This window comes from Paenibacillus sp. S25 (assembly GCF_019454085.1).
Lineage (GTDB): Bacteria > Bacillota > Bacilli > Paenibacillales > Paenibacillaceae > Paenibacillus > Paenibacillus polymyxa_B.
Genome location: NZ_CP073683.1, coordinates 2,485,591 through 2,512,178 on the forward strand (window position 1 = coordinate 2,485,591; position 26,588 = coordinate 2,512,178).

Sequence of the window (26,588 nt, forward strand, 5' to 3'; positions counted from 1 at the left end):
ATAGGGATATTCAAAAGCAGTGAAATACGATCTTAGATAAGAGGTTGACAGGAGAGGGAGAAAACCAAATGATAAATGAACAAACTTATCCCAATGCGGATAAGCTTATGCGTGTGTTAGCTTTCACACTTGTTTTTTCAGTGATGAACGCTTTTATGTTTAATGTCGTTATGCCTGTGATTCGGGAGGAGTTTCATATTAGTGCTTCCGATGTAAGTTGGCTGCTGACTGGCTATATGATCGTGTATGCGGTTGGCTCGGTGACCTACGGCAAATTGGCAGATAAATATCGTCTTAAGGATTTGCTGACGTTTGGGATTATCTTTTTTGCACTGGGTTCGCTTATTGGACTGTTGGCCAATCAATTTTGGATGCTCATCGTAGCTCGTTTGCTTCAGGCTGCAGGGGCTGCTGTTATTCCGGCAACTGCTATGATCGTCCCAGTCCGTTATTTCTCGGCTGAAAAAAGAGGACGTGCTTTGGGCGTCACAGCAATCGGCTTGGCGTTAGGTACTGCACTGGCTCCGATTATTTCCGGTTTGATCACTGGTTTTGCAAGCTGGCGTTTTTTGTTCGTCATTTCCATGCTGCCACTGATCGCATTGCCGTTCTTTCGTAAATATTTGGACGATCAGCGTGGAGAGGATCAGAAGTTCGATTTTCTTGGTGGATTATTGCTGGGTGGAACAGTAGCCTTCTTATTACTTTCGATTTCGCAAACCAATATGATGTTTTTTCTGGTCGGTATGGTGTTATTTGCACTGTTTATATGGCGTATTAACACTGCGCATGATCCATTCATCCAGCCGAAGCTGTTCCGTAACAAGCAATATTCATACGGGCTGCTTATCGCTTTTTTAGGGACGGGGATTAGCTTTGGATTGCCGTACTTGGCACCGCAGTTTCTGAACAGTCTCAATCAGCTTACGCCGGCAATAATTGGACTGGTTATGTTTCCGGCTGCTATTGCGTCGGCTCTATTGGGTAAAAGAGGGGGGCGTTTGGCGGATAGTAAAGGAAATTCATTCCTCGTCTATACAGCTGTATCGCTTTTGTTTATCTGTTTTATCAGCTTGTCTACGTTTGTGGGTGCATCTCCGTATCTGATTTTATTTTTGCTTATTTTCGGAAACGTAGGTCAGACCTTCATGCAAATTGCCATGTCCAACACGATTTCTCGTACCTTGTCGAAAGACCAGATTGGTGTTGGAATGGGGCTGCTATCTCTGCTGAATTTCATTGCCGGCGCGATCACGACAAGTATTTTGGGCAAAACGCTGGATAGTTCGTCGTCCTTTCATTTGAATCCTGTCGTATCTAATGTGCAGGTGTTCAATTTTAGCAATATATTTACGGTGCTTGCACTGATTGCGCTTGTGACGATGGGACTTTATGCGTTGCAATTCCGAAGGGGTTCACGCCGTAATACGCCTGCTGTTGAACAAGGATAAACATTTGATGTAAACTCATGCCAAAACAAGGGTATAATATAGAAGGAAAAGTTCATCTATGGAAGGACGGAGTGTCCGGCATGACAAGAAACCTTCAATATGTGCCCTATGGTTATGAGCCTCCGAGCGAGACGCATAAAGGGACCATGGTCTACTATGATACGTTTGAGCAGATCACAGCCAGAGAGCTGGAGCTTTTTGCCGAAACGGGGGCTGCATTATCTTTTACAAAGCTGGTGCTGTATCCGCTACATGAAGAAACCGTCAGAAGAATGTGGAAGCAGCCGGTACGTTCGTATTACAAGCGGGTGGACGAGCTGGGAGAGTGGCAGCGGGAGCAGGCTTTGAGTGCTGTTGTGATTGAGAGTTGGGAAGGTAAGCGTAAAAAGTATACGCCGATTGAAGCAGCCATCCGTTTTTTGGCGGAAAAGTATACGACCCCACTTTTTTTGTACATGAGTCCTGAAACTGCAAATTTGTGCGCTTCCTATGCATCGTTTGGAGAATGGATTAGAAATGTCAGATTGCTGCTTTCGAGCGAACCCCAGGAACTTCATCCGAAGCTTGCACAGTACCGTAATCGCTGGAACACGGTAGAAGAAGCGACAAACCGTCACTCTAAGGTTGACAAAGCGGAGCATGAATTATAGAATAGAACTAATCGTAAAAATTACTATTGTAATTGTATACCATGTATTCCAATTAAGGAGGAAGAGAAATGCGCGTAATTGTTACCTTGGCATGCACCGAATCCGGTGATCGCAACTATACAACAACCAAGAACAAAAGAAATCATCCGGAGCGTCTTGAAATGAAAAAATACTCTCCGCGTCTGAAAAAGTACACGATCCATCGTGAAACTAGATAATTTGAGGCTTGCTATATAGCAACCTGAATGATCCTGCATCCTGAACGGAGCCTGTAGTTCTAATGAATATAGGGCTTCATGAAAGGAGCTGTGGCATGATCTCTCCAGTTAACGATGAAGAAATCGTGTTAAGTTTGCAAAAGCCTGCGTTATGGAACCGGCGAAAACTTGAATTAGTCCAGTGGACAGAGCGTCCAAAGTTAAAGCTTGCACCTAAGAAAACGGCTTTTTTTTAAGGCCGTATGATAGATGCCGAGCTATATGGCACGCTTTGCCTTTTGAATCGAAAGCACGTGGCTGCCGAGTTCTCCTGTGCTGGTGTCAGCATTTGGGACGAGCCGGAGGACCATTCACTATATGCTTATATAACGATGAAGGCTGACGAAAGATCCGGAGCGTTCGTGCAATGGGCGATGCGATATATGCGGCATCGTTTGCTTGTCGTTTACGAGCTTGAGCGCAACCGTTATGATCTGTCGTCTTTTTTTCTGGGACATAACCGTTCCTTTTGCCAACTGATGGAGTATTGCGCCAGTACGTTTGAGTTTGAAACTAAAACTATATGAAAGATTAGGTGAAACTAATGAAAAAAGATATTCATCCAACATTGAACAAAGTTATCTTTTTGGACCCTAGCTGTGGATTTACTTTCCTGAGTGCTTCCACTAAATATTCGCAAGAAACGATGGAATGGGAAGATGGCAACACATACCCAGTTATCCGTGTAGATACTAGCTCCGCTTCCCACCCGTTCTTCACTGGTAAACAAAGAAACGTGGATATCGGTGGCCGTGTGGATCGCTTTAACAAAAAATATAACCTTAAATAAGAACAGTCGAGCGTTATTTTTATGGATTATGCTAATAATCCGTGAACATCGCTTTTTAAAAAACCTCCTGCATTTGCAGGAGGTTTTTTTGTCTTAATCTAGACCTGTCATTTATAGCGAAATGAAGCACTGTTCCCATTGGTCGGTAATGGATGCTTTGTCGAGCTGCTCCCCAATTAGTGTGACATATCCCTGACTCACGGGAAGTGCAGTAGGCTGCCACTCCAAGTGATTTCCTGAAAATTGCAAAAGCATTGTACCTTCCTGAGGAAGTACGCAATAACCTTTCGCTCGAAGCAGCGAGGAACCTAACCCGGTTAGAAAGTTTTCTAATCGTTGTTTTTGGAGTGGCTGAGGAGAATATTGATGCAGCGTTAAGCTCTCCAGACGGGAGAACGAATGAGGCTGCTTAGGATCGTGGTCATGACTGTGTGCCGAAATGACTTTGAAAGCCGTACTTCTGGAGACACTACTGGGTCGTCCGATACTTTTGACGGGAATGGGGACGAACGGTGCATCTGCATCAGTGAGCTGGACCTGTGCAGGTGCTGGTTGAGGTGTTTGTGCAGGTTTCGCGGCAACGGATGCGGAGGCCAGAACAGGCTCTAGTAGTGGTTCAAGGTCAACCCGGCTATATTCAGTAGTTTGCAGCTTGGCCGTATCGTTGAGTTTGCGGATGCTCTTGACGACCTTCGTCACTTCACGGCTGCTTGCTGCATCCGTCTTGTTCACCACAATGAAGTCTGCGGTGCGCAGCTGTCCGTGCAGGGTGCGAACCAGTTCTTTATCAGCCGTAAAGCGGCTATTGTATTCATGGAACAGCTCAGCATCCACAACACTGATGCTGTGAACCAGATAAAGCCGATCTGCCAGTAGGGGGGAGCGAAGCTCCTCAAGTACTTGCTCGGGGTTGGCTACCCCGGTGGTTTCCATGAAGATCAGATCTGGCTCCTGGCTGAGCAGGGTATGCAGAGCCCCTGCCAGTTCATTTCTTTTGCTGCAACAAATGCAGCCTTCTAGCAATCCTTCTACTGTTACGTCAGGCATTTCCTCTGAAATTATAGCGCTGTCTACATCATATTCACCCATTTCGTTCATTAAAACAGCAGCACGAAGGGGAATTTGGCGGGTATGGGCTAACAGGCGCAAAAGCAGTGTTGTTTTGCCGCTTCCAAGAAAACCACTGATTAAAATAACAGGAACTTTGTTCATCATTTTTCCTCCTTGGTGGGTTTAGTGTACTGTGTTCAAGCGATCAAAGGTAGCTACCGAGTCTGCTTGGGTATAGACATAAGGGGATTCTGGCTGCTCGACAGCGGTTATTTTTTCGGATCGAATTTCAAGTACGGGAGCGTTGCCCTTTTGTGTGGCATGCAGTGTTCCTTCAATGGTCACCCAGGTATCCTTGTCAAAGGACGGGGCTTTCTGGGATTGAACGATGATCCCGAAGGGCATGGCATCGGCAGTACAACACATGACGAGGAATCTACCTACTGCAAATAGGCCTTTACCTGGCAGGTTGTCGTCTTTATAGACAAAGCCGGTCACCTGTACTTTTTTTCCTTCAAAAGCTTGTTTATATAATTCAATGGCTCCAATAGTTTCGGAAAAAATCTCCGGCTTGATCTGTATGATAGGTTGCTGATACAGGCGTTTTGCCAGTTCGGCGAATTCTACATTGTACTTATCAGGCGGAACGAACAGCTTATCCAGCGTTTCCTGACTCCATTTTCCCTCTGGAGGGTACGAAGTTGGGTCAGAAGATGCAGTTGATAAAAGGGAGGTGGTGGATGCTTTCGTGGTCTGTGTATCTGTTTTTCGTCGGATATCCGGGTTGGGGTACGTGAAGGACATGCCTTTTTTGACGGCCATATCACTACCAAGTGCCTGATTGGGCAGCAGAGAACCGAACAGGAGCGGGATGAGCAGCATTCCATATACGAGTGTTTTTTTGAACCAGCTTTGCGGCAACGGATGCTCACAATCGCATACGTCCTCACCGTCCCGCTCCCCAACGATTCCGTGCCATGCCATCGCCAATGCGATGAACAAGAGTGGTACAGGACAGAGTAGGAGCAGCTTTTGCATATGGGGAGCTAAGTAGTAATGAAGTGCATTCGTACGGTTTAATAAGATAATGTACACAGCCAATCCGATCAGGAGCAAGGAGCGCATGCCGTATTGCCAGCGGATGCTAAAGGTTGAATTCACGTTTGTATTCACCTCCCCAATAACCATTCAGCAGCTATAGAACCCACTAGGACGAGTGAAACAATAAGCAAGCCCAGGATGGCGACAAATTTGGTGCGGAAGGTGCTTAGCAGCATGAGCGTGCCTTTGAAGTCTAGCATCGGACCGAGTACAAGAAAGGCTGCCAGCGGACCCAGTGTAAAGGTATGTGAAAAAGCAGTGGCTACAAAGGCATCAGAGGTGGAACACAACGACAGTATGTAGGCAAAACCCATCATAAAGGCGTACGATTCGACCGTTCCGTTGCTTAACGAAAGCATTTCATCACGTGGGATGAAGGTTTGAATGCAGGCTGTTAATAATGCGCCGATAATGAGATATTTACTCATGTCCAAAAACTCGTCACCAGCATGTACAAAAAAGCCCCGCCATGTGCGAGTATGCCGATGAGTCTGATTGTTCTGCTTTTGCTGGTTAAAAGAGAGCAACGACCGTTTGAGCGGATGCACTCGCACAAAGGCATACACGATCAGCCCGATGATCGCGGAGACGGCAAAAGCCAAACCCATTCGAACGGCAGTGACCTCTGGATGGGAAGGGAAAGCCATCATCGTCGCAGCCAGTACCACAGGATTGATAATGGGTCCGCTTAAAATAAAAGTGATACCCATATAGGCAGGCATTCCCTTGAGCATTAATTGGCGAACGACAGGGATCATGCCGCATTCACAGATGGGAAACAGCATACCTAGTAAGGAGGCCAGTAGGACACCCGGTACAGGATGCGCAGGCGCTATTTTGCGAATCCATGTCTCCGGTACAAGCCACTGCAAAAGGGATGAGACGAGCACACCGATAAGGAGAAACGGAACAGCTTCCAGAAAAATACCCATAAATACCGTTTTTAACGGTTGCAGCTGCCCCATATCTAACAAACGAAGCCACTGGGGAGATAGCGTGACAAGCACAGGGATGAGAAAGGCAAACGGAATCATAAAAGGCAGCATCTTCAACAGCGTACTGTTTTTCATTCCACGTCTCCTTGGGAATAAGGGTTCTTATCTACAGCCTATGTCTGTAAGGGGACAATCATGCTCGCTGGATTATGCTTGTATCACCTCCTATATTGACAATTCAAAGAGTGGTCGTATAAATTCATGTTTATTATTAGTAATTATTACGATTAATTTCTGATAAAGGATTGCAAGAAGGAAATTTTTACGGTACGATCCATATTAAATGTTGCAAAGACAAGGAGGGGTTATATGATACCGATTGTTGTTTTATCCGGTTTTTTGGGTAGCGGTAAAACCACTCTTCTTCAGCATGCGCTGGCTTACTACAAGGAGAAGGGCTTCAAGCCAGCCATTTTGATGAATGAGTTGGGTGATGTTAATCTGGACGGCAGTTTGGTGAATGGCCAAGCACCCATGAAGGAAATGCTCAGCGGTTGTATATGCTGTACCATTCGCGGGGATTTGGGCGTCGAGCTCATGAATCTTGCTGAGGAATATAAGCCGGACGTGATTATTGTAGAATGTACCGGAGTGGCTAACCCGATGGAGATTGTAGATGCAGTGACAGACGCCTCCATTTATTCTTCTATGATTTTACAATCCGTTATCACGGTCATAGACGCCCGTCAATTTCTGGATTTTGCCTTGGGGAACGAGAGAAGTAAGTCGCTTCGTTTGATGCAGGATCAGCTTCGGTGCGCTTCCAAACTGATTATTAACAAGACCGATTTATTGACTGCGGGCGAGTTGGAGAAGGTACAGGCCCTCGTAAAAGAGTTAAATCCATATGCTCTGACTGTGAGCACGCAACGAAGTGACGTGGACGCGGGTATTTTTTTCTCCACTCAAGGAGAGGAGCGCATGGATGTTTCGAGGCATAAGGAATCCGCAGTTGATATTGAGAGTAAACATCCTCATTCGGAAAATCATCTGCACACGTATGATCATGATAACCATTCAGACCATCAGTCTCATGATCACCATGATCACGCCCATGGGGAGCATTATCATTCCTACGACCATGTAGTTGTTCACACGCATTTCTTTGGACAACCTGTGCCACGATCCGAGTTTGAACAGTTGTTCCGCAGTTTGCCAGTTGAAATTTACCGGGCCAAAGGAATTGTGCGGTTTCTGGAATCAGAGGGCCAGATGATGTTTCAATTTGCCTATCGGGAGCTGGAAATCATTCCGATCCGCCCGCAAAAGCCAGTGAACGATGTAGCGGTTGTCATGGGTGAGAATTTCTCTGCTTCCGAGATCGAGGAACAATTGAGAAAGCTGGAAGCGGCCGAAAAGCCATTGAGTAGTTCATGACTTCGAGAACGAGCAACCTTAATCCATCAAGACCCAATCCATCACAACATAATTCTCGCGCACACCTGGCGGGCAAGCCTACTTGGGGATTTACAACAATTCTGCTGCTGACTGCTGGGCTGTTGCTTTCGGTCACACTCGCGGTCATGCTCGGTCCTGTAGCTGTCGCACCGGGGACGATATGGCGAATTGCACTGTCCCATCTTCCCTGGCTGGACCAGTGGATACCCGTGACATGGACCAAGCCTGAGCAATATATCGTTTGGGAAATCCGCTTTCCACGCGTGCTGCTAGGGGTTGTCGTAGGAGCAGGACTTGCTGTTACAGGGGCGACTATACAGGCATTAATTCGTAATTCGTTAGCGGACCCCTATATTTTAGGAGTCTCGTCTGGGGCTTCGGTGACAGCCACGCTGGTAATTGTGTTCGGAGCTTTTGGTTTTTTAGGACGACTTGCGCTGCCTTTATCTGCTTTTATAGGCTCGTTAGCTGCAATGCTTATGGTGTTCGCGTTAGCTCGTGTGGCTGGGAGCATATCGACGACCCGCTTATTGCTGGCAGGGGTGGCGGTGTCCATGATGCTGTCGGCTGTGACTAGCTTTATTGTTACGATGGCCCCGAATGAAAAAGGCATTCGTGACGCGATGTATTGGATGATGGGGAGTTTGGCAGGTGCTCAATGGGACACTCTTTTCATTCCAAGCCTCATTGTAGCCGTTGGAACGGTAGTCCTCCTGACCCGATACCGTTCGCTGAATGCTTTGCTAACGGGTGAAGAAACCGCAGTAACGCTAGGTGTGAACGTACAGGCGTTCCGCGTATTACTGGTTGTTGTGGCGTCTCTTTTAACCGGGACAGTCGTATCAGTTAGTGGCTCGATTGGCTTTGTCGGACTTATGATTCCGCACATCGTTAGGCTGATAGTGGGATCAGATCATCGGCGTGTACTGCCCGTCAGTCTGTTGGCGGGAGCTATCTTTGTCGTGTGGGCTGATGTATGTGCCCGGCTCGTGCTGGCTCCACAGGAGCTGCCGATTGGTATTGTAACAGCTGTGTGCGGAGGACCCTTTTTTGTGTGGCTGCTGCGTCGTAGTTCCTACTCGTTTGGAGGCGAAAAATGAATATAGAAGTCGAATGCGTGACCTTCAGTATTCACGACAAACGGCTGATCGACGGCATCTGTCTCCAGGTAAAAGCAGGGGAGCTGGTCGGATTGATTGGTCCGAATGGCAGCGGGAAATCGACGTTGCTCAAAAATATGTATCGTGTGCTAAAGCCTGACAGTGGTGTGGTTACGTTGGATGGCCAGGATATGCTGCGGATGAAGTATAAAGAGACGGCCCGACAAATGGCAGTGGTGAGTCAGGATGCGCCGCAAACGTTTGATTTTTCAGTACGGGACATCGTGCTGATGGGGCGCCATCCGCATAAGAAACTGCTGGAAGCAGATACTGTCGTCGATCATGAACTGGTCGAGCAGGCGCTGGAGCGAGTAGGCATGAATGCTCAGGCGGATCAGGGCTTTGCCACCTTGTCCGGCGGCGAAAAGCAACGGGTATTGATCGCCAGAGCTTTGGCCGGGCAGGCGAAATTCCTTGTTTTGGATGAGCCGACGAATCATCTGGATATCAGGTATCAGCTGCAAATTTTGGATTTGGTCAAAACACTTCGGATAACTACGCTAGCTGCACTACATGATTTGAATTTGGCGGCATTTTATTGTGATCGAATGTATGTATTAAAAGAAGGCAAAGTGGTAGCCTCTGGCATAACGGAGGATGTGCTTCAGCCAGACCTGCTGTGGAGTGTATTCGGTGTGGAGACAGAAATCTGCATTCATCCAAAAACCGGGAAGCCGAATATTACCTTTTTACCGGATTCTCTCAGGAGAGGAGGCTATCCATAACGTCAACAGAAAAGGTGATACGATGAGGAAAGATATACTACAAATAAAAGAGGAGACGGTACATATGAAAAAATATAGCAAGCCCGCGTTACCGCTGGTTATGCTCGCTTTGGCGATGATGCTGTTGTTATCAGCCTGCGCAGCAGGAAACACAGCTCAAACAAGCGATCCATTGGCAAACGGGCAGCAACCTGCCGCATTGCAATCGGCAACCAATAAGACGTCGGTAGAGCTTGAGAACATGGGCGTTAAAATGGTATTTCCCGAGGCGCCCAAACGCGCAGTTACATTGAACCAGCATGCAACTGAGGTTATGCTGGCTCTTGGACTGGAATCCTCTATGGTAGGAACTGCGTATTTGGATGATCAGATTTTGCCAAAATATAAGGCTCAATATGACAAAATCCTGGTACTGGCCGGACAATATCCATCCAAAGAGGTGTTTATGGCCGCTGCACCGGATTTTGCCTATGCGGGCTGGAAGAGTGCCTTTAATGATAAAAATCTGGGTTCCCGTGAGGAGCTAGCCAAACAAGGGGTGCTGACCTATGTACAGGAGTCCTCCAATAAACCGGGTCCCACGTTAGAAGATGTGTATCAGGATATACTAAATATTGGGCGTATTTTCAGGGTTGAGGAGCGTGCAGAAAAGCTGGTAAATGACATTCGTGAACAAGTACAGTCCATTCAGACTCAAATTGGTGTTGTTGAACAGGCACCCAAGGTGTTTGTCTATGACAGCGGAGAAGACAAGCCCTTTACGGCTGCCAACAATTACCTAACGTCTTTGATTGAAAGTGTGAAGGCGAAAAATATTTTTGATGATATCGACAAAAGTTTTACCGAGGTAAGCTGGGAAGAGGTTGTGAACCGTAATCCTGACGTCATTGTCATTCTCGACTATGGAGATACTTCGCTGGCGGATAAAGAGAAGCTGCTCCTGAGCAAGCCTGCGCTGGCTGGTGTGGAAGCGATCAAAAACAAACGGTTTATAGTACTGCCATTATCCGCAGCGGCTGAAGGCGTGCGCGCTCCGATCGCATTGAAAACCTTGGCTGCAGGCTTGTACCCGAACAAGGTGAAGTAAACAAACAAAAGAGTTGCCAAAACATTGACGAACCTTGCCTAAACTGTTAAACTTGCTAATGCGTAAAGGTTACGTTTATCAAACGCTTATTTTTTTATTACCAAATCGTAATAATTACGGTAGATGGTTTAATGATCATAAACGACCTGGAGAATCTGCGCAAATGATGATCGCTCAGATGGCTCCAGGCTTTTTAAAGGAAAAGGAGATTTGCGTCATGTTATTGGCCTCATTGGAACAGGTCACATTTGGCTACGGAGACGTTCCTAACTTGGTGGATGCCAATGTTGAAATTTTTTCAGGAGAATTTGTAGCCATTACCGGACCGAATGGTGCTTCCAAATCAACCATGCTCAAACTGTTGCTCGGCTTGCTTCAGCCTTGGAAGGGCAAGGTGTTCATGTCTAACCGTACAGGTGAAGGCAAAAAGCTTGTTGTCGGATTTGTATCCCAGCAAATTGCTGCCTTCAATGGCGGATTTCCAAGTACGATTTTGGAATTTGTCCGTTCAGGAAGATATACTCATGGCTCTTGGTTACGCCGTATGCGGTCTGAGGATCATGATCTGACTGAGCAGGCGCTGCGTCAAGTAGGCATGTGGGATTTGCGTCACCGTAAAATCGGAGAATTGTCGGGTGGACAGAAGCAGCGTATTTGTGTAGCAAGAGCACTCGCTCAGGAATCGGATTTGCTCATTTTGGATGAGCCTACGACCGGAATGGATCAGGAAAGCCGCCATCATTTCTACGATCTGATGAATCAGCAGGTTAAGGAATATGGAAGAACTGTGGTCATGGTGACCCATGGACTATCGGAAGTGCAACATTATCTGGATCGAATTATTGAGCTTGAGAGGAAGGAAGATGGCGGATGGAAATGCTGCACTACGACTTCATGCAGCGGGCATTTTGTGCCGGTGGGGTAATTGCACTGCTGGCCTCGGTGCTTGGAGTATACCTGATGCTACGGCGTCAGGCTCTCATGGCGGACATGCTATCGCATGTATCGCTGGCAGGGGTGGCAGCGGGTGCCTATTTAGGCATTAACCCGACGATAACCGGATTTATTGTTGCCGTAATCGGCGCGATTATCGTTGAATACGTCCGCAGGTCTTATAAAACATATAGTGAGATATCTGTGGCTATTATTATGGTAGGTGGCCTCTCGACGGCCGTTATTTTAATGAATCTGAATCAGAGCATCAACAAAGGGTTTTCCGCTTATTTGTTCGGTTCGGTAGTAGCGGTCAATCAGACAGAGCTGATGTTGATGATTGTAGTGGCTGTGATCGGAGGTATTTTCTTTTTTGTATTCCGGCGTCCATTGTATCAGATTACCTTTGATGAAGAAACGGCGAAGACTAATGGACTTCCTGTCAAGTCCATCTCATTTGCATTTAGTATTTTAACAGGGATGATTGTAGCTGCTGCAATGCCGATTGTCGGTGTGCTGCTTGTCTCCTCACTCATCGTGCTCCCTGCGGCGCTGGCGATTCGAATTGCACCGAGCTTCGCGGCAGCCATCTGGATATCTATGGTCACTGCATTGATCGGCGTATTTATGGGTTTAACGGCATCGTATGAACTCAGTACACCCCCAGGGGGGACAATTGCCATGGTGCTGTTATTATTCCTGATCGTAGGAGCTGGTATTCAAAAGCTGGTCCGTAAGCTGGGCAAGCAACAGGCTTCCCGACGGAAGAATGCGACAGGCCAGTGAGTGTAATTACAGTGAGAGTGACTAAAAACTAACACATAAAGGAGTAATGAATATGAATACATGGTTTAAAAAATCATTTGTATTGTCTGCGGGACTAGCACTTATTTTGTCTGGCTGCGGAGCCAAATCGGATAATGCAGCTACAAATGCTTCCCAAACCGAGCCGAATGCGGCACAAACAGCAGACAGTGGTAAGAAGCTGAATGTAGTCACCACTTTTTATCCAATGTATGAATTCACGAAGCAAGTTGCTGGAGACCATGCTAACGTAACCGCGTTGATTCCTGCTGGTGCTGAGCCGCATGACTGGGAACCAAGCGCCAAAGATATGGCACAGGTTAAGGATGCTGACGTATTTGTTTATAACGGTATCGTCGAAGGCTGGGCAGAACAGGCTTTGAGTAGCGCGTCCAACGATAAGCGTGTTGTAGTTGAAGCGAGCAAAGGGTTGAACCTGATGGAAGGCACTGCTGAGGAGGAAGAAGGAGAAGAAGCACACGCAGAGGAAGGCCATGATCACGATCATGTGCTGGACCCTCATGTATGGCTTAATCCAGTCTTGGCCCAAAAAGAAGTGGAGTCCATTGAAGCAGGGCTTGTGGCAGCCGATCCTGCAAACAAAGCTGATTATGAGAAAAACGCTGATGCTTATATCGCCAAGCTGAAAGAGCTGGATAACGAGTTCAAAACAGGTCTGAAAGATGTAAAACGTAAAGACTTTATTACACAGCATGCTGCTTTTGGTTATTTGGCTAAGCAATATGGTCTGACCCAAGTACCCATTGCCGGATTATCTCCGGAACAAGAGCCTACACCGGACAAGCTGGCGGGTATTATCAAATTTGCTAAAGAAAATAATGTAAAAACGATTTTCTTCGAAACTCTTGTTGATCCCAAGGTCGCTGAGACCGTAGCTACTGAAATCGGTTCAAAAACCGATGTACTGAATCCGCTCGAAGGATTGACGGATGAAGACAAACAGAAGAACCTGGATTACCTTGGTGTGATGAAAAACAATCTGGAGGCTTTGAAAAAAGCTCTAAATGAATAAGAAATGCTAAACGAATAAGTTTATAAACTGACGTCGGGATGATACCGACGTCAGTTTTTTTATAACTAGCTAAGAAGATTGTGCTTGTATGGCTAGTGCTCTAGATACAGTAGATATATAGTCCTTTGTAATTTGCTTTTCAAAAATGATTTACGTCATTATGAAACGTTTTTTTGAAAACTACTTCTGTAGTAGCTAGTTTCAAATTTCTTTTATAATTCATTGGTAGCGTTTTTATTTTTACAGATTCTTTCTATTAATATTACTAGTTTATTCACCGATATTGAAGTTTGGGCGTGCATATCATTTGACAACGGATTGGAGAGGTTAACTTGGCAACAGTTATAGTAGTGGATGACTCTTTATTTATGCGTTCTGTGCTTAAGGATATTCTTTTGGATTTAGGTCACGCTGTTATTGCGGAAGCAGAAAATGGGTATGATGCGGTTCTGAAATACGCACACTTTCGTCCCGATTTAATTACGATGGATATTAATATGCCTAAGATGGACGGGCTCGAGGCTGTTAAAAAGATTGTAGAGTTTGATCCTAAAGCCAACATTTTAATGTGTTCTGCTCTGGGGCAGCAGGAAGCGATTATAAAATCATTTCAAGCAGGTGCAAAAGACTTTATTGTGAAGCCATTTGAGATGGAAAGGGTCGTGAATGCAGTCACAAAAATGCTGGGGAGTTAATGAATCAAGATTTTTAATACATAAATATTGAACATGTTAAAGCGAGAATTCCATGCTTATTTTCACGAATATGGAGATGAATAGGATGAGCAATCGAGTGTTGTCTCAAAAAGTATTTATAGACGAACTGATCACTACGATCAAGAATGGAGGGCTTGTCCCTGTAAATTATGAACACCTCGTCAGCGAACAAAGGGAAAGAATGGATGCTCTTAACAATGAACTCACTCTTCGTATTGAGGGATTAGAGACCGATTTGATCTCTGCTTCGACACATTCCATTCCTTTTGCCAATGGCGAAATTATGTTTCTTGCTCGCTATATTGTACTCATTGGGGATCATACCGAGGGATATTTTGTGTTCTATCGAGCAGAAGACTGTGAAAGTCCAGAGGATTATCAGTTTTTAACAAGCTCTTATCAACTTCCACATTTATTACTTGAATTATCTCTTTCTTTAAAAGAACATGGTACTAATGAGCCGCTTGATATTCTGACTTATTGGAATGGCCCTGTCTATCCGCTGAAAGATTTGAATAAAGAAGATATTAAGCTATCCACCTATGAATTTTAATTCCCTTGAGAGAGTCAAATCCCTCAGGGGATTTTTTTACATTGATAATCAAACGCATGTTCGCATATAATACAAACAAACGTTCTGATAAGGAGTGAAGGATCATGTTGGAAAAATACGTGGGGCAGATCGTGGAAATCGTGTATTTGGATCGGAAGGGCAAACTGTCTCATCGGCGTATCGAGGTGCATCGTGTGCAGAATGGCTTGATACGAGCCACCTGTTTACAGACAGGCCAGCCACGTGTTTTTCGATTAGATCATGTATTGGCATGGCATCCGGTAACCAGAACAGCATAGGAGGGGCTTACGATGGGGAAAAAGCTTGAAGGAAATGGTATATGGGAAAGCTCGCGCATGATTTTGCCTGAGCATCGAGAGGCATATTTAAGACTGATGAAGGAGCAAGGAAGGCGCGGCAAGCCAGCACTGGACGATCAGGAAATGCAGCAGATTGAACAGGCCATTATCGTATCCTATAACGAACGTAAGCCTATTACGCTAAAAGTGTTCAATCCATTTGATGATGAGGAGCTGCGTGGACTGGTCACAGTAATTAACACAAGTCGGCGAGAAGTGAAGCTATCCCGTGGGGAAGAGGATTTTAGCTGGATAAAGTTGGAGGAAATTATCGAGGCGGATATTTAAAAACAGTCTGACTAAGTCGGAGTGTTTTTTACATTTGTCCCGCCGTTTTTTTAAAATTAAGATTGTAGCTCTATGAATCCATATTTAAAATAAAACTGTAATTGCAAAAGGAGGAGTTCAATATGAAAATAAGCAAAAATAATGCTGAACATTATATATGGGGAGATCAATGTGATGGTTGGCGCTTGGTGAAAAATAATGATTTGAGCATTATTCATGAGCGGATGCCCGGAAATACACATGAGGTCAGACATTATCATCATCATGCTCGCCAATTTTTCTTTATTTTATCAGGTACAGCGGTACTTGAAGTGGATGGTGAACGAATCCAATTAGGATCTCAGGAAGGGTGTGAGGTTCCTCCTATGATACCTCATCAAATGTTTAATGAAACGAATCAGGATGTTGAATTTTTGGTTATTTCTCAGCCTGCGAGCAGAGGTGACCGGGTTCTGACCGAAAAATAATATTTTGGAGCAGACATGTTCCAGCGAAGGTTGACAAGTCTTTTTTAGTACCGTATAGTGCTAAATATGATGAAAAAAAATAAAATCACGAATCGGGATGTTGTTCTGCGCATCGCCACCTCATTGTTTCTTACCCAAGGATATCATGCAACAAGTATGGATGAAATTGTGGCTGTGAGCAATGTGTCCAAAACGAACATTTACTATTATTTTAAAAGTAAAGAAGAGCTACTTTCGGCCATTCTGGATCAACTGATTCAAACGTATAATGAGATGATTTATGAAGTTGTTTCGCGTAAGGATCAGTCTGTTCAGGAACGTTTTGAAATCCTTCTTCAATTGCTGACAGAGCAAGAGACAGATTGTTTGGGAGGCTGTCCCTTTATTACTCTTTATACGCAAATGCCTCATGATAGCGCCTTGTTTCGGAATAAAATAAGCCAGTTCTTCCAAAGCCAAATCACTACCGTAGAAATATTGCTGAACGAGGGAAGGGAAAGATTAGAGATTCAGGCTGAACTTCCTGCGAGGTCGACAGCCCAATTCATCGTCTCGGCCATTGAAGGTGCGCTCTTTCTGCAGCATGCAAGCCAGGACCCGAGCATACTCGAAAATTTAAAATTTACTTTAGCACTTCTGCTAAAGTGATTTTTTTAATCTTTATTAGTACTAGGAAGTACTAAAAATTAAAAAAGGCAGGTTTCCTATATGGCACATATCTTTATCACGGGCGGCACAGGGTTTATCGGCATGCATACGTTACGACAACTTTCCAAGGAGGAACACACTATTACCGTCCTGGTTCGTTCGCAGCAGAAGTGGGAACAAATATGCAGGCAAATGGATTTGGAGACAGCGTGGCATACCGGGAAATTAACACCGGTTATTGGCAATTTGAGTATACCTGCTCTAGGATTAAATCCTGCTGACAGGCAACTCGTGGAGACAGCAGATGTGATAATTCACGCAGGAGGTCCGATGGATATTCTGCTGGGAGAGGAGGATGCGAGAGCAGCTTTTCTACAAGCGGCAGAAGAAATGATAACGTTGGCTACACATATTCATGCGAGCAAAGGATTACGACATTTTATTCATTTGGTTGGGTACAAAAGCCCTTTTAATGATCATAACTGGCTTACTCCCGAGCCGGTCGTCGCTCATTTGGAACAGGCACCTCCATATGAACGGATGAAATTTTTGGCTGATTTGCGTATCCGTCAAGGAGCACACAAGGAAGGATTTCCGCTTTCGGTTGTCCATTTGAGCGTTGTCATGGGTGACTCAGAGTCTGGGGATACGCCCCAAACTGGTGGGCTAGGCATTCTCGTAGGTTCTACAGCGCGCAAGCTTATGGGACTTGTCCCCGGCGGAAAATCTCATTGGCTTCCCTTGGTCCATGTAGATCATGCAGCCGAATTGATCAGTGTTCTTACGAAGGAATCACATCCTGCTAGTGAAACATACTACTTGATGGATGACAGGCAGCAGAGTCCAACGATGATAGAGCTGGGAACGAATATGGCGAAGGAGCTTCGTGTACGTAAACCGCTCGGTTCGATTTCGCCAGCTTGGCTAACCAGTATACTGGGTACTCCTCTGGGCAAAAAGTTAGGTATTCCGAAGGAATCACTTGATTTTATCGTGGATGTGGACTACCCACTGGACGCAGCACGAGAGATTCAACGTAAATACGGGTTGTCACAGGCGATGAACAAAAGCGTGTTCCCATTTGTCATTACTGATCTTGATTTCAGGATTGCTCATTCCACCATAGATACAGATGGATATGTCCGCAACAGACGTGGGCCATTAGCTACACTGGAGCGAAGGGTGAAGAATGGAAATCCAACGATCGTATTAGTTCATGGTACTTTCAGCGGGGCAGATTGTTTGATACCGCTGGCAAATCAATTTCCGGAATCCTCTGTTTGCTTGGTGGATCTTCCCGGTTTTGGCCGTTCCCCATACCATCATAAGGAGGATGTACTAGAAGGCCACATTGAATCGTTAGTGCAGGCTATTCAGGCTTTGGAAACGCCGATCTGTCTCGTAGGTCATTCGTTCGGCGGACTACTAGCTGCTAAGGTATGGGAACGCGTACCTGAGCGTATCAGTAGCTTACACCTATTGCAGCCTGTATTGCATACTGCTCCGCGCAGATATCGGAGCGCACGAATTACGGAGAGTATGCTAGGCAGACTCAGCGAGTCAGGCTTACGCAAGCAATTGCTTGCGCAGACTTGTTTTGAAAGTATCGACGATATCCCGTCAGCATACGTCACGTATGTTCTTGAAGAAATGCGTTCCCCACGCGTAAGAAAGACGACTGCGCAAGCCCTAGCCATGCTAACGAAGTCCGATAGCTTCCAGTCGCTCCCTGAGATATCCGAAAGAATGTATAAAGAGGAGGTTTCGATTCTATGGGGTGTGAAGGATCAGATCTATAAGTTGCCCGAGCCATTTCATGACCTGCATACGCTGAATATTCCGGCAACTCATCATTTTCCGATCTCGCAACCGGAACGAACAGCGCAATATCTAAAGCAGCACATAGGACAGAATAACGTTAGTGTATAAAAATAAAACCAGCCTAGCACATATAAATCAAGTGCAGACTGGTTTTTTATCAATAAATGTTCTTAGCATCTGCTGGGAGAGCTTTTACGTGATAGATATAGTTTGTAACACGTTGATCGTCCAGAGTCGGATATTTGTAACCATAATGGTTCGCCACCTCGAGGGCCACTTCTCTAAATAAATTACCCATGATAAAAAGAGACTGCCACATATGTTCATAATCTGCATCCGCAAATGTTTGGATGTAGAGCGTCCAAAGTCCAGGCTCAAGGTGGTTCTCGAAATATTTTCCCTGTTTACCCGGATCTGCCGCGAAGTCTGTTCGTATACCAATATGCCATTCCAGCATCAAGTGAAGCGTATCTCTCACAGGCCGATCCAGCATAAATTTGGCATAGGGCAGCTCCTGTCGCCATAATCCCTTAGCCACATAAGTACTGACCCACCAGAACTCGTTGCAGGAATTCGCATAGACTTGGGCAGTTGGAGGTATCGTCTTATAATCTTGAAGACTTGGCGGTGGGAAAGGCTCCACAAGTCTGTCTTTATCCAGCAGCAGTACACTTAAGCTGTCTCGGGTCCAATTGGCGATGTTATTCGCAGGGTAGAGTGTAAGATCTATGCGATTGCCGTCCGTAAATAACATGAGAAAAGCAAAGCGATCACGGGGCATCGGAGTAGGTTCCATATGCTCATCGGGCGTCTGCATAATGATCAATTCACCAAAATGGTTGATCCAGCGACGTTCCTGAATAAAGCTGTCCATGGAGGATACGAGAAAGACGATATCATAATCCTGAAAAATGTCCCGTGGAGCATGTGGATTGGCGCGTGAACCATTCAGAATCACGGCACGTACCCGTTCGTCCTCTTGAGCAAAATGGAGAATGGTATGAAGCATTTCATGTTCACTTCTCATAATAGTTGTCTCCACAAACGGTATCTAAAGGAGAAAAACGTGGACAAGGGAGCAATAGAAATAATGGCCACTAGCTCAAGGATCATCAAGGAAAACAACCTCCTGCAAGTTCTTTTATATGGGGAAAATATCCTATCCTTACAATAGCCTATACACAGAAGCCATTCAATTGTGCTGCCGAGGCCTTCTTCATTACCAAAAGCACACTTGACCGAATTGTATGTTTTATCCATAATGAATCGAGGCATCAAGTACAGACAGGCTTATGGAAGGCAAATCAGACAGATGTGTGCTCATCACATGATTCAAGGAATGGAACTCGCGGAATCTTATTTTTATAGGAAGTCCGGATAATAAAGCCTTTTTAAAAGAAATCAACATGCTGCTTCAAGAAATCCTATTACCTCAACTGGCATCCAAAGGAGAAATATCCAGAACTGGAGAGGCGCTTTGAGCGCGACTTTTTTTGTCAATTCGAGTCCATGCGGCTCTTGTGTTATAAATGCAGTCCATTTAAAGAGGTTGGGAGGTATAAAGATGCCAAAAACGATATTAGTTGTAGACGACGATGAAGAAATCGTAAAACTCATCACAAAGAGTTTAAGGTACGAGCAATTTGCAATAATTTCGGCATGTTCCGGGAAAGAAGCCTTATCTGCATTGGAAGATAATCACATTGATTTCATCGTTCTTGATATAGTGATGCCTGATATGGATGGACTTGATGTCTGCAGAAGTATCCGAATTTCTTATAATGTCCCAATTCTGTTTTTAAGTGCGCGTGATAAGGACATTGATAAAATCGTCGGGCTCGAAATAGGAGCAGACGATTACATGACCAAACCTTTCAGTATTCAGGAGCTTGTCTCCAGGATAAAGGCTCACTTCAGAAAAGTGGACAGGCTTTTTAAAGAGTGGGATGAACTTAGTCCCAGTAACGAAAAGGCGGATGCTCCGCTCATTTTGAACGATAAGACGTTTGAAGCATTTCTGAATAGCAGGAAGCTCGACTTATCAACGAAGGAATTTCAGATTCTGTCTATCCTCATGCGCCACCCCAATCATGTATTGACTCGTGAGCAGATATATGAAAACGTCTGGGGAGACGAATACGGAGAAATAAATACCGTAACAGTTCATATAAAAAATATCCGTAAGAAACTTGGTCCTGAGTATGACTTTATTAAAACAATATGGGGCATAGGATATAAATACACGGAAAGAGAGCAATAGTATGAAACTGAAAATAAAGCTTCCTCTTTTGTTCCTGCTGATGTTTATAATATTCATGTTTTCGATTGGAATGTATCTGAAGCTTGTCTTTGCAGTATATTCCCCTATACGCAGTTCATTGCTGGACTCGCGATATATAGCATTGCTCCTGCCCATATTTGCAATTGCCTGTTTCATATTTATTATTCTGATTATCTATATTCATTTTTGCATAGAGAAACCCATTCAGCTTCTGAATACCAGGCTTGAAGAAGTAAATATTGTACATCCACTGCCTCCGCTAGCTTTGAGAAGTAATGATGAGATCGGAGAACTTTATAAGCACTTCAATAAGATGGAGCATCGGCTTCAACTCGCGCACAAAGAGCAGATCGATATGATCGCGGCAATTGCCCACGACTTGAAAACACCCTTGACATCTATTAATGGTTTTACTGAACTGCTGGCTACACACAAGGATTTACCAGAAACTGAAAAGCAGGAATATTATGATTTGATTCAAAAGAAGTCAGGATATATGGTCGAACTCATCAATGATTTCTCCAGCTTCACCAAAGAAAAACTGGAGTTGGAATCTATGGTAGCTAAACCTGTAAAAGCATCAAAATTATTTGAAAACATTGCCCTTGAATATGAGTATGAGTTGGCGGGACTTGACAACGAGCTTACTTGCCGCCATTCATTCACGGAAAATATATTGCTGATGGTCAATGAACCGATGATCCGTCGGGTTTTCGGCAACCTCTTTAGCAATGCTGTAAGATATGGAGGGAAAAATAAACTGAAAGTGTATATGACCGGATACCCGCTAGGACAGTATGCCTTTTTTCAAATCGAGGATAATGGAATTGGAGTGCCGGATAAGGATATATCTTCTCTGTTCCTCAAATTTTTCACTGTGGATAAATCGCGGCAAATCCAAAAGGGCGGGCTGGGTCTGGGTCTTGCAAGCTGTAAATCCATTATTGAACATCATAGGGGCGAAATTTGCGCCTACCCTTCCGAATATGGCGGTTTGGGGATAAGATTCAGCCTTCCCTTGGCCGCACAACACTGATTTTATTTTTGCACATTTTCTTTTACTACAGGAGTTAAAGGCTGCTGCCAGGTGTGAACACCCAGGCAGCAGCCTTTTTTGTTTTTTCAGCGGTTTATAGTTTTTTATATTCTCTTTATAAACATTTATTTTTCTTTTAAAGAAGCTTTATCTTTGTGTTGTAAAAATTACTTGTAGTAAAAAAACTACAATCACTAGAACTGGAAAAGGAGGATGTTGCAATGTCAATTGAGTTCAGCCGTTGGCCCAATAACTACATGATGTCATACCAAGTCACCAAAGCTTTGGGTATGGCAAGCCTCGGTGCTACGGACGTCACCGAGATCTACGAGGCCTGCAAAAAAATCGACCCCGATGACAAGGACACGTGGCACAGGGAATGGCTCATAACGGCTCAGGCATTGGAAAGACACGGCAAGGAGGCCGAAACGGCTGGAAACTGGTATACAGCACGAAACTGCTACATTCGTGCCTGCAATTACTACAGAATTGCGGAATATGCGGTGATGGATGATGACACCGAGAAAATCCGTGTATTTAAGAAAGTAAATGAACTCTTCGAAGCTGCCGGAAAGTACTTCGATGTCCAACCGGAGAAGATCCAAGTCGATTACGAAGATGTCAAGTTGGATGGTTACTTCTTCTCCCCTTCCTGGATAAAAGGTCCGAAGCCGACCCTTTTTGCTCTCAACGGTGGCGACGAGTGGTCAATTGAAAACTATTTCTGGCTAGGTCCCGCTTTTATTTCGTGTGGATATAACTTTCTGGTCTATGACCAGCCTGGCACCGGCCTCTCGCTGTACGAAAAGGGAAAAGGAAGACGAGCGGACAGTGAGGCTTTCCATTCCCGAGCAATCGACTTTCTTCTAACGCGGCCTGAAGTCGATCCCGATAAGATTATCGTGCACGGGGAGAGTTTTGCGGCTTACGACTCGCTGCGATTCGCTTCGTTCGATCACAGGATTGCTGCCGTCATCTCCGACGGCGGTACGCACGCCTTCGACTGGGATGCCATGCTTAAATGGATGCCGCCGAGTCTGGCCGCACACGGCATGAGAATTCTGGGGGCAAAAAGCTTGGAGGATTTTGCGGGGAATCCGCGTTTTGCCTATGATCTTGAGGGCGTGCTCCACCAGATAGAATGTCCGCTTCTTGTAATGCACGGAGCGGAAGAGATATTGGTTCAGCCAAATCCGCTGACACAAGCCTTGAAGAATTACGAGCAAGCGGGTTCGAAAAACAAGACGTTCTACCCGATAGAGGATAGACGACTTGGCGGATTAGAACACTGTCAGGTAGACAACATCAACGTGCTGCATGAGGTAGCGCTGAATTGGCTCTGCTCAATTGGGCTTGGGCCAGCCTCGCCTCGCTTAAGCGATTGCCAGGACATCATAAAGTAGATTTATTGAAAAATTTCTGATTGAGCTTGTTCAGGAGTGTCGTACTTAGAATCCTGAATAAGCTCTCTCTTTATGGAGGAGTTGAAAGCTATGAGTATTTTATCAAAGGAAAAAATGGAAGAACGCCCGCCATACAAATTGAGGGAGTGCACAAAAAATTTGGCGACTATATCGCATTGAACAATCTTTCGCTGGAGGTGAGCCGAGGAGAGATATTTGGATTTTTGGGACTGAATGGCGCTGGAAAGACAACGACCATAAAGATGCTCTTGGCGATGCTCATGCCAACCTCCGGCAAGCTCTATATGTTAGGTGAAAAGGTCGATGCCGGAAACTATAAATTATGGGACAAGGTTGGATATTTGGAGGAGGCTACTTTTTATCCCGATTTAACTGTAGTTGAAAATCTTGACATAGCACGACGCATGCAAAGGGTGCCTGACAAAGATTCCGTAAATCGGGTTATCTATAAGTTGGGGCTTGAGCTGCACAAACAGAAGAAGGCAAAGAATCTTTCTTTAGGAAACAAACAGCGCCTGCGACTTGCGAAAGCAATGATTCACAATCCGGAAATTCTAATATTAGATGAGCCGATAAATGGCCTCGATCCCGCAGGCGTGGCGGAGATGTGGAATATGTTATATAGCCTAGCGAAAAATTTCGGCGTAACTGTTTTCATATCCAGCCATCTGTTAGAAGAACTCTCGAAAGTTTCCACACGCATTGGGATTATTCACAATGGCCATCTTGTTAAAGAAGTCGCAATGGATAAGCTGGAGCAATCGTTACAGAAAACTTAGTGGTGAATGGCCGCGACAAACATGCCTTAAAGGAGGTGCTTGAAGAGCATGGATATGAATTTGAGGAGACAATAGACGGCTATATTAAACTAACCGATGACCACGCAGCGGATAGTCCTGAACGACTGGCCGAACTGCTGGTTAAATCCAATCAACCGCCAACATTGCTTCGAGTGATTACGGAGGATTTGGAAGGATATTTTCTCCGCACAATTGGTATGACAAGGGGGAATATATAATGAATATTTTTTCTGTCTTACATTGTGAGATTCGCAAGATTATCTGCGCCGATGTGTTTTGGTTGGTATTTCTTATTTTTGCATTTGGGCCAATCATGATGGGAGTCGGAATTATTTTATCCAGTGACGCCGGCGGCATCAATTGGAAAATGTATTTAACCGAATTGCTTGATAGTCTTGCCCCGCTGGGACTTATCGGGTACACCTTTATCGCGGCATGGGTATTTGGACGAGAGTTTTCGGATAAAACAATTAAAGATTTGCTGCAAAGCCCGTTTCCAGATCGAAAATTGTACTGTCCAAATTTCTTGTAATGTAGCTTTTGCGCCCCGGCTTATAGGCATTCTCGCCTTTCGCCGCTTAGTCCTGATTGCCGTAGACCGTCTCCACGGTCGAATCCAAATCGAGAATGAGCTTGGAGGACAGACAAGGCCGGATCACTTCGAGGTTCACTTGCCGGAGTTCCCTTCGTACATTAGGATTCGTTTTTCCCAGCCGATCCAGTTCCTTGTACAGAAGCGAGTGGTGTGGACAGCGCCCCCCAAGAAAACGTTGGAGTAGAGAGTCCTTTTGCCATCTGCGAAAATGAAACAGTCGCTCACAGCCCAGTATCCAGATACGTCTTCTCATAGGCTATATCTCTCCGTAATTGTAGAGGTGCTGAGCTTCAAGACTTGGTACCAACTGCGAGCATATGTGGGCTCATACCGATTACGGATTCCTGCTCTTCGACCTGCCGTGATATATCTAGCAAACGGCTGCGCTGGGAAGGAACCGCCCACTTCTCTTCAAATCCGGGTGCAATCCAGACGGGACCTTCCACGCCCAATACACGAGGTTCCGGTAATCCAGCCGCCTGCCAGTCTGTGCGCAAGGCATCCGGTGTATGGAAGTAGGAGCGTGTGAGAAAAGAGGGATAAGCAGCAGGGCGCACATGCTGACCATCTGTTAGCTCCTGTCTGACCATATCCATGAACGCATCTTCCTCCACAATGGTATTGCACTCACCGTACACTGATAGTCCCCACAGTAGCGAGCCAAACCTGGAAATAGCTGAAGTAATCAGCGTTCCACCTTTTTTTAAGACACGCGCCGCTTCTTGCAGTGCTTTTACTCGTTCCTTCTGTTCCGTTAAATGATATAAAGGTCCCATTAATAGCACGATGTCCGCGCTTTCATCTTTACGATCAAGATTTCTGGCATCCGCGGTTTCCAGCTTGCTGATGATGGGTTTATTCAGTTGCTGCTGACGAGCGAATTCAATGGCTTGGGAAGATAGATCAAATAGATGAACTTCGTATCCCAGCTCCGCCAGCCACGAAGAGTAGACCCCTACACCGCCGCCGATATCGTAAATAACATGAGTAGACTCCCTGAGATAACGTGAAATGATTTCTTTTGATCTTTCCAGTTCTATTTTTCCGATTCCTCGCTCTAACCTGCCTATTTCTGCACCGCCATCATAATAAGCCAGAATTTCATGCGTATCTTTTTCGAGCATAGCGCACCTCATCTCAAGTGATTGGAATAATATAACATTATCACTTACATCATGAACAAGTCTACCGTGTTTAGGATTAAGAAACCATCGGAAGCATTGGGAAAGAAAAAAAGCTGTTCCCCAGTAGCTAAACCTACTTTTTGGGAACAGCCCATATTTAAATGATGTTTGTTTCCAGCATGCCTTCGAGATCTTCTTTGGTAAGATGGTAGTGTGCGTTACAAAAGTGGCAATGAGCTTCAGCCTGTCCATCGGTATGGATCATATCTTCTATTTCCTTATTCCCTAAGCTGATAATGGCATTGGTAACGCGCTCTTCTGAGCAGGGACAATGAAATTGTACAGGCATGGTTTCCAGTATGTTCATGTTGCTTTCTCCTAAAATCTGACCCAGAATCTGCTCTGGTGTAAGACCTTCCATGACCATTGCGGAGATGCTTGGAATGCTCTCAATACGTCTCTCGATAAAACTGATAACCTCTTCTGGTGTATCTGGCATCAGCTGAATAATAAAACCTCCAGCCGCCTGTATAGAGTTATCTGGGTTAACAATGACTCCCGCTCCTACAGAAGAAGGAATTTGTTCGGATTGGACGAGATAAGATGTGAAGTCCTCGCCCAGTTCACCCGATATGAGAGGGACCTGTCCAACAAACGGGTGTTTTAAGCCGATATCTTTGGATATAATTAGCGCTCCATCTGTTCCTACAGCTCTGGCTACATCCAATTTCCCTATCTGATTAAGCTCAAAATGGGTTTGTGGATTTTTTACATAACCTCTAACTTCACCTTTGGAGTTGGTATCGACAAGAATGGTGCCGATAGGTCCGCCACCGTTGATTCTGATCGTCAGTTTATCCTCATCTTTAAGCATGGCTCCCAGCATGACGCCGACCGTCATAGAACGTCCCAATGCAGCCGATGCTGTGGGCCAGGTATAATGACGCCGTTGGGCTTCACTTACCGTTTCCGTTGTTCTCACGGCATAAGCCCGCACCTGATTGTTGTAGGCAAGAGCTTTTACTAAATAATCGTTCATGTT

The 26,588-nt window shown here is 45.2% G+C and carries 31 protein-coding genes and 1 pseudogene; 25 read left to right on the plus strand and 7 right to left on the minus strand.

What is annotated here, in order from left to right; genetic code table 11:
• Positions 1-68 precede the first annotated feature (68 nt).
• The 5 genes from KAI37_RS11140 to KAI37_RS11160 all read left to right on the plus strand — a co-directional run bounded on the left by KAI37_RS11140 (position 69) and on the right by KAI37_RS11160 (position 3,148).
• On the plus strand, positions 69-1,451 hold the full coding sequence (locus KAI37_RS11140) for an MFS transporter (RefSeq protein ID WP_049827761.1): 1,383 nt from the start codon (positions 69-71) through the stop codon (positions 1,449-1,451).
• A gap of 80 nt (positions 1,452-1,531) precedes the next feature.
• On the plus strand, positions 1,532-2,101 hold the full coding sequence (locus KAI37_RS11145; protein WP_220031265.1) for a hypothetical protein: 570 nt from the start codon (positions 1,532-1,534) through the stop codon (positions 2,099-2,101).
• 68 nt (positions 2,102-2,169) lie between these two features.
• Positions 2,170-2,319 carry a 50S ribosomal protein L33 gene (gene rpmG / locus KAI37_RS11150; RefSeq protein ID WP_007430271.1) on the plus strand — a complete coding sequence of 50 codons (150 nt, stop codon included), beginning with the start codon at positions 2,170-2,172 and terminating at the stop codon, positions 2,317-2,319.
• Positions 2,320-2,597: 278 nt separating this feature from the next.
• A complete protein-coding gene (locus tag KAI37_RS26345; protein WP_258383068.1) occupies positions 2,598-2,885 on the plus strand; it encodes a hypothetical protein in 288 nt (95 codons plus the stop codon).
• A 17-nt stretch (positions 2,886-2,902) separates the two neighbouring features.
• On the plus strand, positions 2,903-3,148 hold the full coding sequence (locus KAI37_RS11160; RefSeq protein ID WP_013310118.1) for a type B 50S ribosomal protein L31: 246 nt from the start codon (positions 2,903-2,905) through the stop codon (positions 3,146-3,148).
• Between the two features lie 111 nt (positions 3,149-3,259).
• On the opposite strand, the gene KAI37_RS11165 is transcribed toward KAI37_RS11160, so the two are convergent.
• From KAI37_RS11165 to KAI37_RS11175, 3 genes are read right to left on the minus strand one after another with little or no spacing between them, the layout of a single operon-like run.
• Positions 3,260-4,363 (minus strand): CobW family GTP-binding protein, encoded by a 1,104-nt coding sequence (locus tag KAI37_RS11165; RefSeq protein ID WP_220031266.1) that lies wholly within the window; start codon positions 4,361-4,363, stop codon positions 3,260-3,262.
• 18 nt (positions 4,364-4,381) lie between these two features.
• Positions 4,382-5,359: a TIGR03943 family putative permease subunit gene (locus KAI37_RS11170; RefSeq protein ID WP_220031267.1), complete on the minus strand. Its 978-nt coding sequence runs from the start codon at positions 5,357-5,359 to the stop codon at positions 4,382-4,384.
• An 8-nt stretch (positions 5,360-5,367) separates the two neighbouring features.
• Positions 5,368-6,369, minus strand: coding sequence for a permease (locus tag KAI37_RS11175; protein WP_071640758.1), 1,002 nt, complete (start codon positions 6,367-6,369; stop codon positions 5,368-5,370).
• A 234-nt stretch (positions 6,370-6,603) separates the two neighbouring features.
• Here KAI37_RS11175 and KAI37_RS11180 point away from each other — a divergent pair, with 234 nt between their 5' ends.
• The 14 genes from KAI37_RS11180 (at position 6,604) to KAI37_RS11245 (ending at position 18,394) form a co-directional block, all read left to right on the plus strand.
• Complete coding sequence (locus KAI37_RS11180; RefSeq protein WP_220031268.1) at positions 6,604-7,671, plus strand: CobW family GTP-binding protein; 1,068 nt, start codon at positions 6,604-6,606, stop codon at positions 7,669-7,671.
• Positions 7,668-8,792 (plus strand): FecCD family ABC transporter permease, encoded by a 1,125-nt coding sequence (locus KAI37_RS11185; RefSeq protein ID WP_220031269.1) that lies wholly within the window; start codon positions 7,668-7,670, stop codon positions 8,790-8,792. The genes KAI37_RS11180 and KAI37_RS11185 overlap by 4 nt, the downstream gene beginning before the upstream one ends.
• Entirely contained in the window at positions 8,789-9,577 is a 789-nt protein-coding gene (locus KAI37_RS11190) for an ABC transporter ATP-binding protein (protein ID WP_104495521.1), read from the plus strand. The genes KAI37_RS11185 and KAI37_RS11190 overlap by 4 nt, the downstream gene beginning before the upstream one ends.
• 64 nt (positions 9,578-9,641) lie before the next feature.
• Positions 9,642-10,664: an ABC transporter substrate-binding protein gene (locus KAI37_RS11195; protein WP_220031270.1), complete on the plus strand. Its 1,023-nt coding sequence runs from the start codon at positions 9,642-9,644 to the stop codon at positions 10,662-10,664.
• A 217-nt stretch (positions 10,665-10,881) separates the two neighbouring features.
• Positions 10,882-11,589 carry a metal ABC transporter ATP-binding protein gene (locus KAI37_RS11200; protein WP_025724201.1) on the plus strand — a complete coding sequence of 236 codons (708 nt, stop codon included), beginning with the start codon at positions 10,882-10,884 and terminating at the stop codon, positions 11,587-11,589.
• Positions 11,535-12,383 carry a metal ABC transporter permease gene (locus KAI37_RS11205; RefSeq protein ID WP_023988405.1) on the plus strand — a complete coding sequence of 283 codons (849 nt, stop codon included), beginning with the start codon at positions 11,535-11,537 and terminating at the stop codon, positions 12,381-12,383. Before KAI37_RS11200 ends, KAI37_RS11205 begins: the two co-directional genes overlap by 55 nt.
• A gap of 52 nt (positions 12,384-12,435) precedes the next feature.
• Positions 12,436-13,434, plus strand: a complete 999-nt coding sequence (locus KAI37_RS11210; protein WP_104495523.1) for a metal ABC transporter substrate-binding protein — start codon at positions 12,436-12,438, stop codon at positions 13,432-13,434.
• A 332-nt stretch (positions 13,435-13,766) separates the two neighbouring features.
• Positions 13,767-14,129, plus strand: coding sequence for a response regulator (locus KAI37_RS11215; RefSeq protein ID WP_104495524.1), 363 nt, complete (start codon positions 13,767-13,769; stop codon positions 14,127-14,129).
• A gap of 85 nt (positions 14,130-14,214) precedes the next feature.
• The gene (locus KAI37_RS11220; RefSeq protein WP_104495525.1) at positions 14,215-14,703 is read left to right on the plus strand and encodes a hypothetical protein; all 489 of its coding nucleotides are present in this window, start codon (positions 14,215-14,217) and stop codon (positions 14,701-14,703) included.
• 104 nt (positions 14,704-14,807) lie between these two features.
• Positions 14,808-15,002 carry a hypothetical protein gene (locus KAI37_RS11225; protein ID WP_013310131.1) on the plus strand — a complete coding sequence of 65 codons (195 nt, stop codon included), beginning with the start codon at positions 14,808-14,810 and terminating at the stop codon, positions 15,000-15,002.
• A gap of 12 nt (positions 15,003-15,014) precedes the next feature.
• Entirely contained in the window at positions 15,015-15,350 is a 336-nt protein-coding gene (locus KAI37_RS11230) for a YolD-like family protein (protein WP_013310132.1), read from the plus strand.
• A gap of 122 nt (positions 15,351-15,472) precedes the next feature.
• On the plus strand, positions 15,473-15,817 hold the full coding sequence (locus tag KAI37_RS11235; RefSeq protein WP_220031271.1) for a cupin domain-containing protein: 345 nt from the start codon (positions 15,473-15,475) through the stop codon (positions 15,815-15,817).
• Positions 15,818-15,883: 66 nt separating this feature from the next.
• Positions 15,884-16,465 carry a TetR/AcrR family transcriptional regulator gene (locus KAI37_RS11240; RefSeq protein WP_233901864.1) on the plus strand — a complete coding sequence of 194 codons (582 nt, stop codon included), beginning with the start codon at positions 15,884-15,886 and terminating at the stop codon, positions 16,463-16,465.
• A 60-nt stretch (positions 16,466-16,525) separates the two neighbouring features.
• Positions 16,526-18,394 (plus strand): alpha/beta fold hydrolase, encoded by a 1,869-nt coding sequence (locus tag KAI37_RS11245; RefSeq protein ID WP_220031272.1) that lies wholly within the window; start codon positions 16,526-16,528, stop codon positions 18,392-18,394.
• 49 nt (positions 18,395-18,443) lie between these two features.
• On the opposite strand, the gene KAI37_RS11250 is transcribed toward KAI37_RS11245, so the two are convergent.
• A complete protein-coding gene (locus KAI37_RS11250) occupies positions 18,444-19,313 on the minus strand; it encodes an aminoglycoside 6-adenylyltransferase (RefSeq protein WP_220031273.1) in 870 nt (289 codons plus the stop codon).
• Between the two features lie 537 nt (positions 19,314-19,850).
• Here KAI37_RS11250 and KAI37_RS11255 point away from each other — a divergent pair.
• The 6 genes from KAI37_RS11255 to KAI37_RS11275 all read left to right on the plus strand — a co-directional run bounded on the left by KAI37_RS11255 (position 19,851) and on the right by KAI37_RS11275 (position 24,359).
• A complete protein-coding gene (locus tag KAI37_RS11255) occupies positions 19,851-20,546 on the plus strand; it encodes a response regulator transcription factor (RefSeq protein ID WP_071640777.1) in 696 nt (231 codons plus the stop codon).
• 1 nt (position 20,547) lies between these two features.
• Positions 20,548-21,603: a HAMP domain-containing sensor histidine kinase gene (locus KAI37_RS11260; RefSeq protein WP_071640779.1), complete on the plus strand. Its 1,056-nt coding sequence runs from the start codon at positions 20,548-20,550 to the stop codon at positions 21,601-21,603.
• 221 nt (positions 21,604-21,824) lie between these two features.
• Positions 21,825-23,006 carry an alpha/beta hydrolase family protein gene (locus tag KAI37_RS11265; protein ID WP_071640781.1) on the plus strand — a complete coding sequence of 394 codons (1,182 nt, stop codon included), beginning with the start codon at positions 21,825-21,827 and terminating at the stop codon, positions 23,004-23,006.
• A 20-nt stretch (positions 23,007-23,026) separates the two neighbouring features.
• Positions 23,027-23,806, plus strand: coding sequence for an ABC transporter ATP-binding protein (locus KAI37_RS11270; RefSeq protein ID WP_305954437.1), 780 nt, complete (start codon positions 23,027-23,029; stop codon positions 23,804-23,806).
• A 2-nt stretch (positions 23,807-23,808) separates the two neighbouring features.
• On the plus strand, positions 23,809-24,045 hold the full coding sequence (locus KAI37_RS26680) for a hypothetical protein (protein WP_305954436.1): 237 nt from the start codon (positions 23,809-23,811) through the stop codon (positions 24,043-24,045).
• Entirely contained in the window at positions 24,045-24,359 is a 315-nt protein-coding gene (locus KAI37_RS11275) for an ABC transporter permease (RefSeq protein ID WP_199767841.1), read from the plus strand. The genes KAI37_RS26680 and KAI37_RS11275 overlap by 1 nt, the downstream gene beginning before the upstream one ends.
• Before the next feature lie 49 nt (positions 24,360-24,408).
• Here KAI37_RS11275 and KAI37_RS11280 read toward each other — a convergent pair.
• From KAI37_RS11280 to hslO, 3 genes and pseudogenes are all read right to left on the minus strand, one after another.
• A pseudogene (locus KAI37_RS11280) lies at positions 24,409-24,660 on the minus strand (IS1380 family transposase); the annotation flags it as partial.
• A 52-nt stretch (positions 24,661-24,712) separates the two neighbouring features.
• Positions 24,713-25,546 (minus strand): class I SAM-dependent methyltransferase, encoded by an 834-nt coding sequence (locus KAI37_RS11285; RefSeq protein WP_071640783.1) that lies wholly within the window; start codon positions 25,544-25,546, stop codon positions 24,713-24,715.
• Positions 25,547-25,703: 157 nt separating this feature from the next.
• Complete coding sequence (gene hslO / locus KAI37_RS11290; protein ID WP_071640785.1) at positions 25,704-26,585, minus strand: Hsp33 family molecular chaperone HslO; 882 nt, start codon at positions 26,583-26,585, stop codon at positions 25,704-25,706.
• Positions 26,586-26,588: the final 3 nt, after the last annotated feature.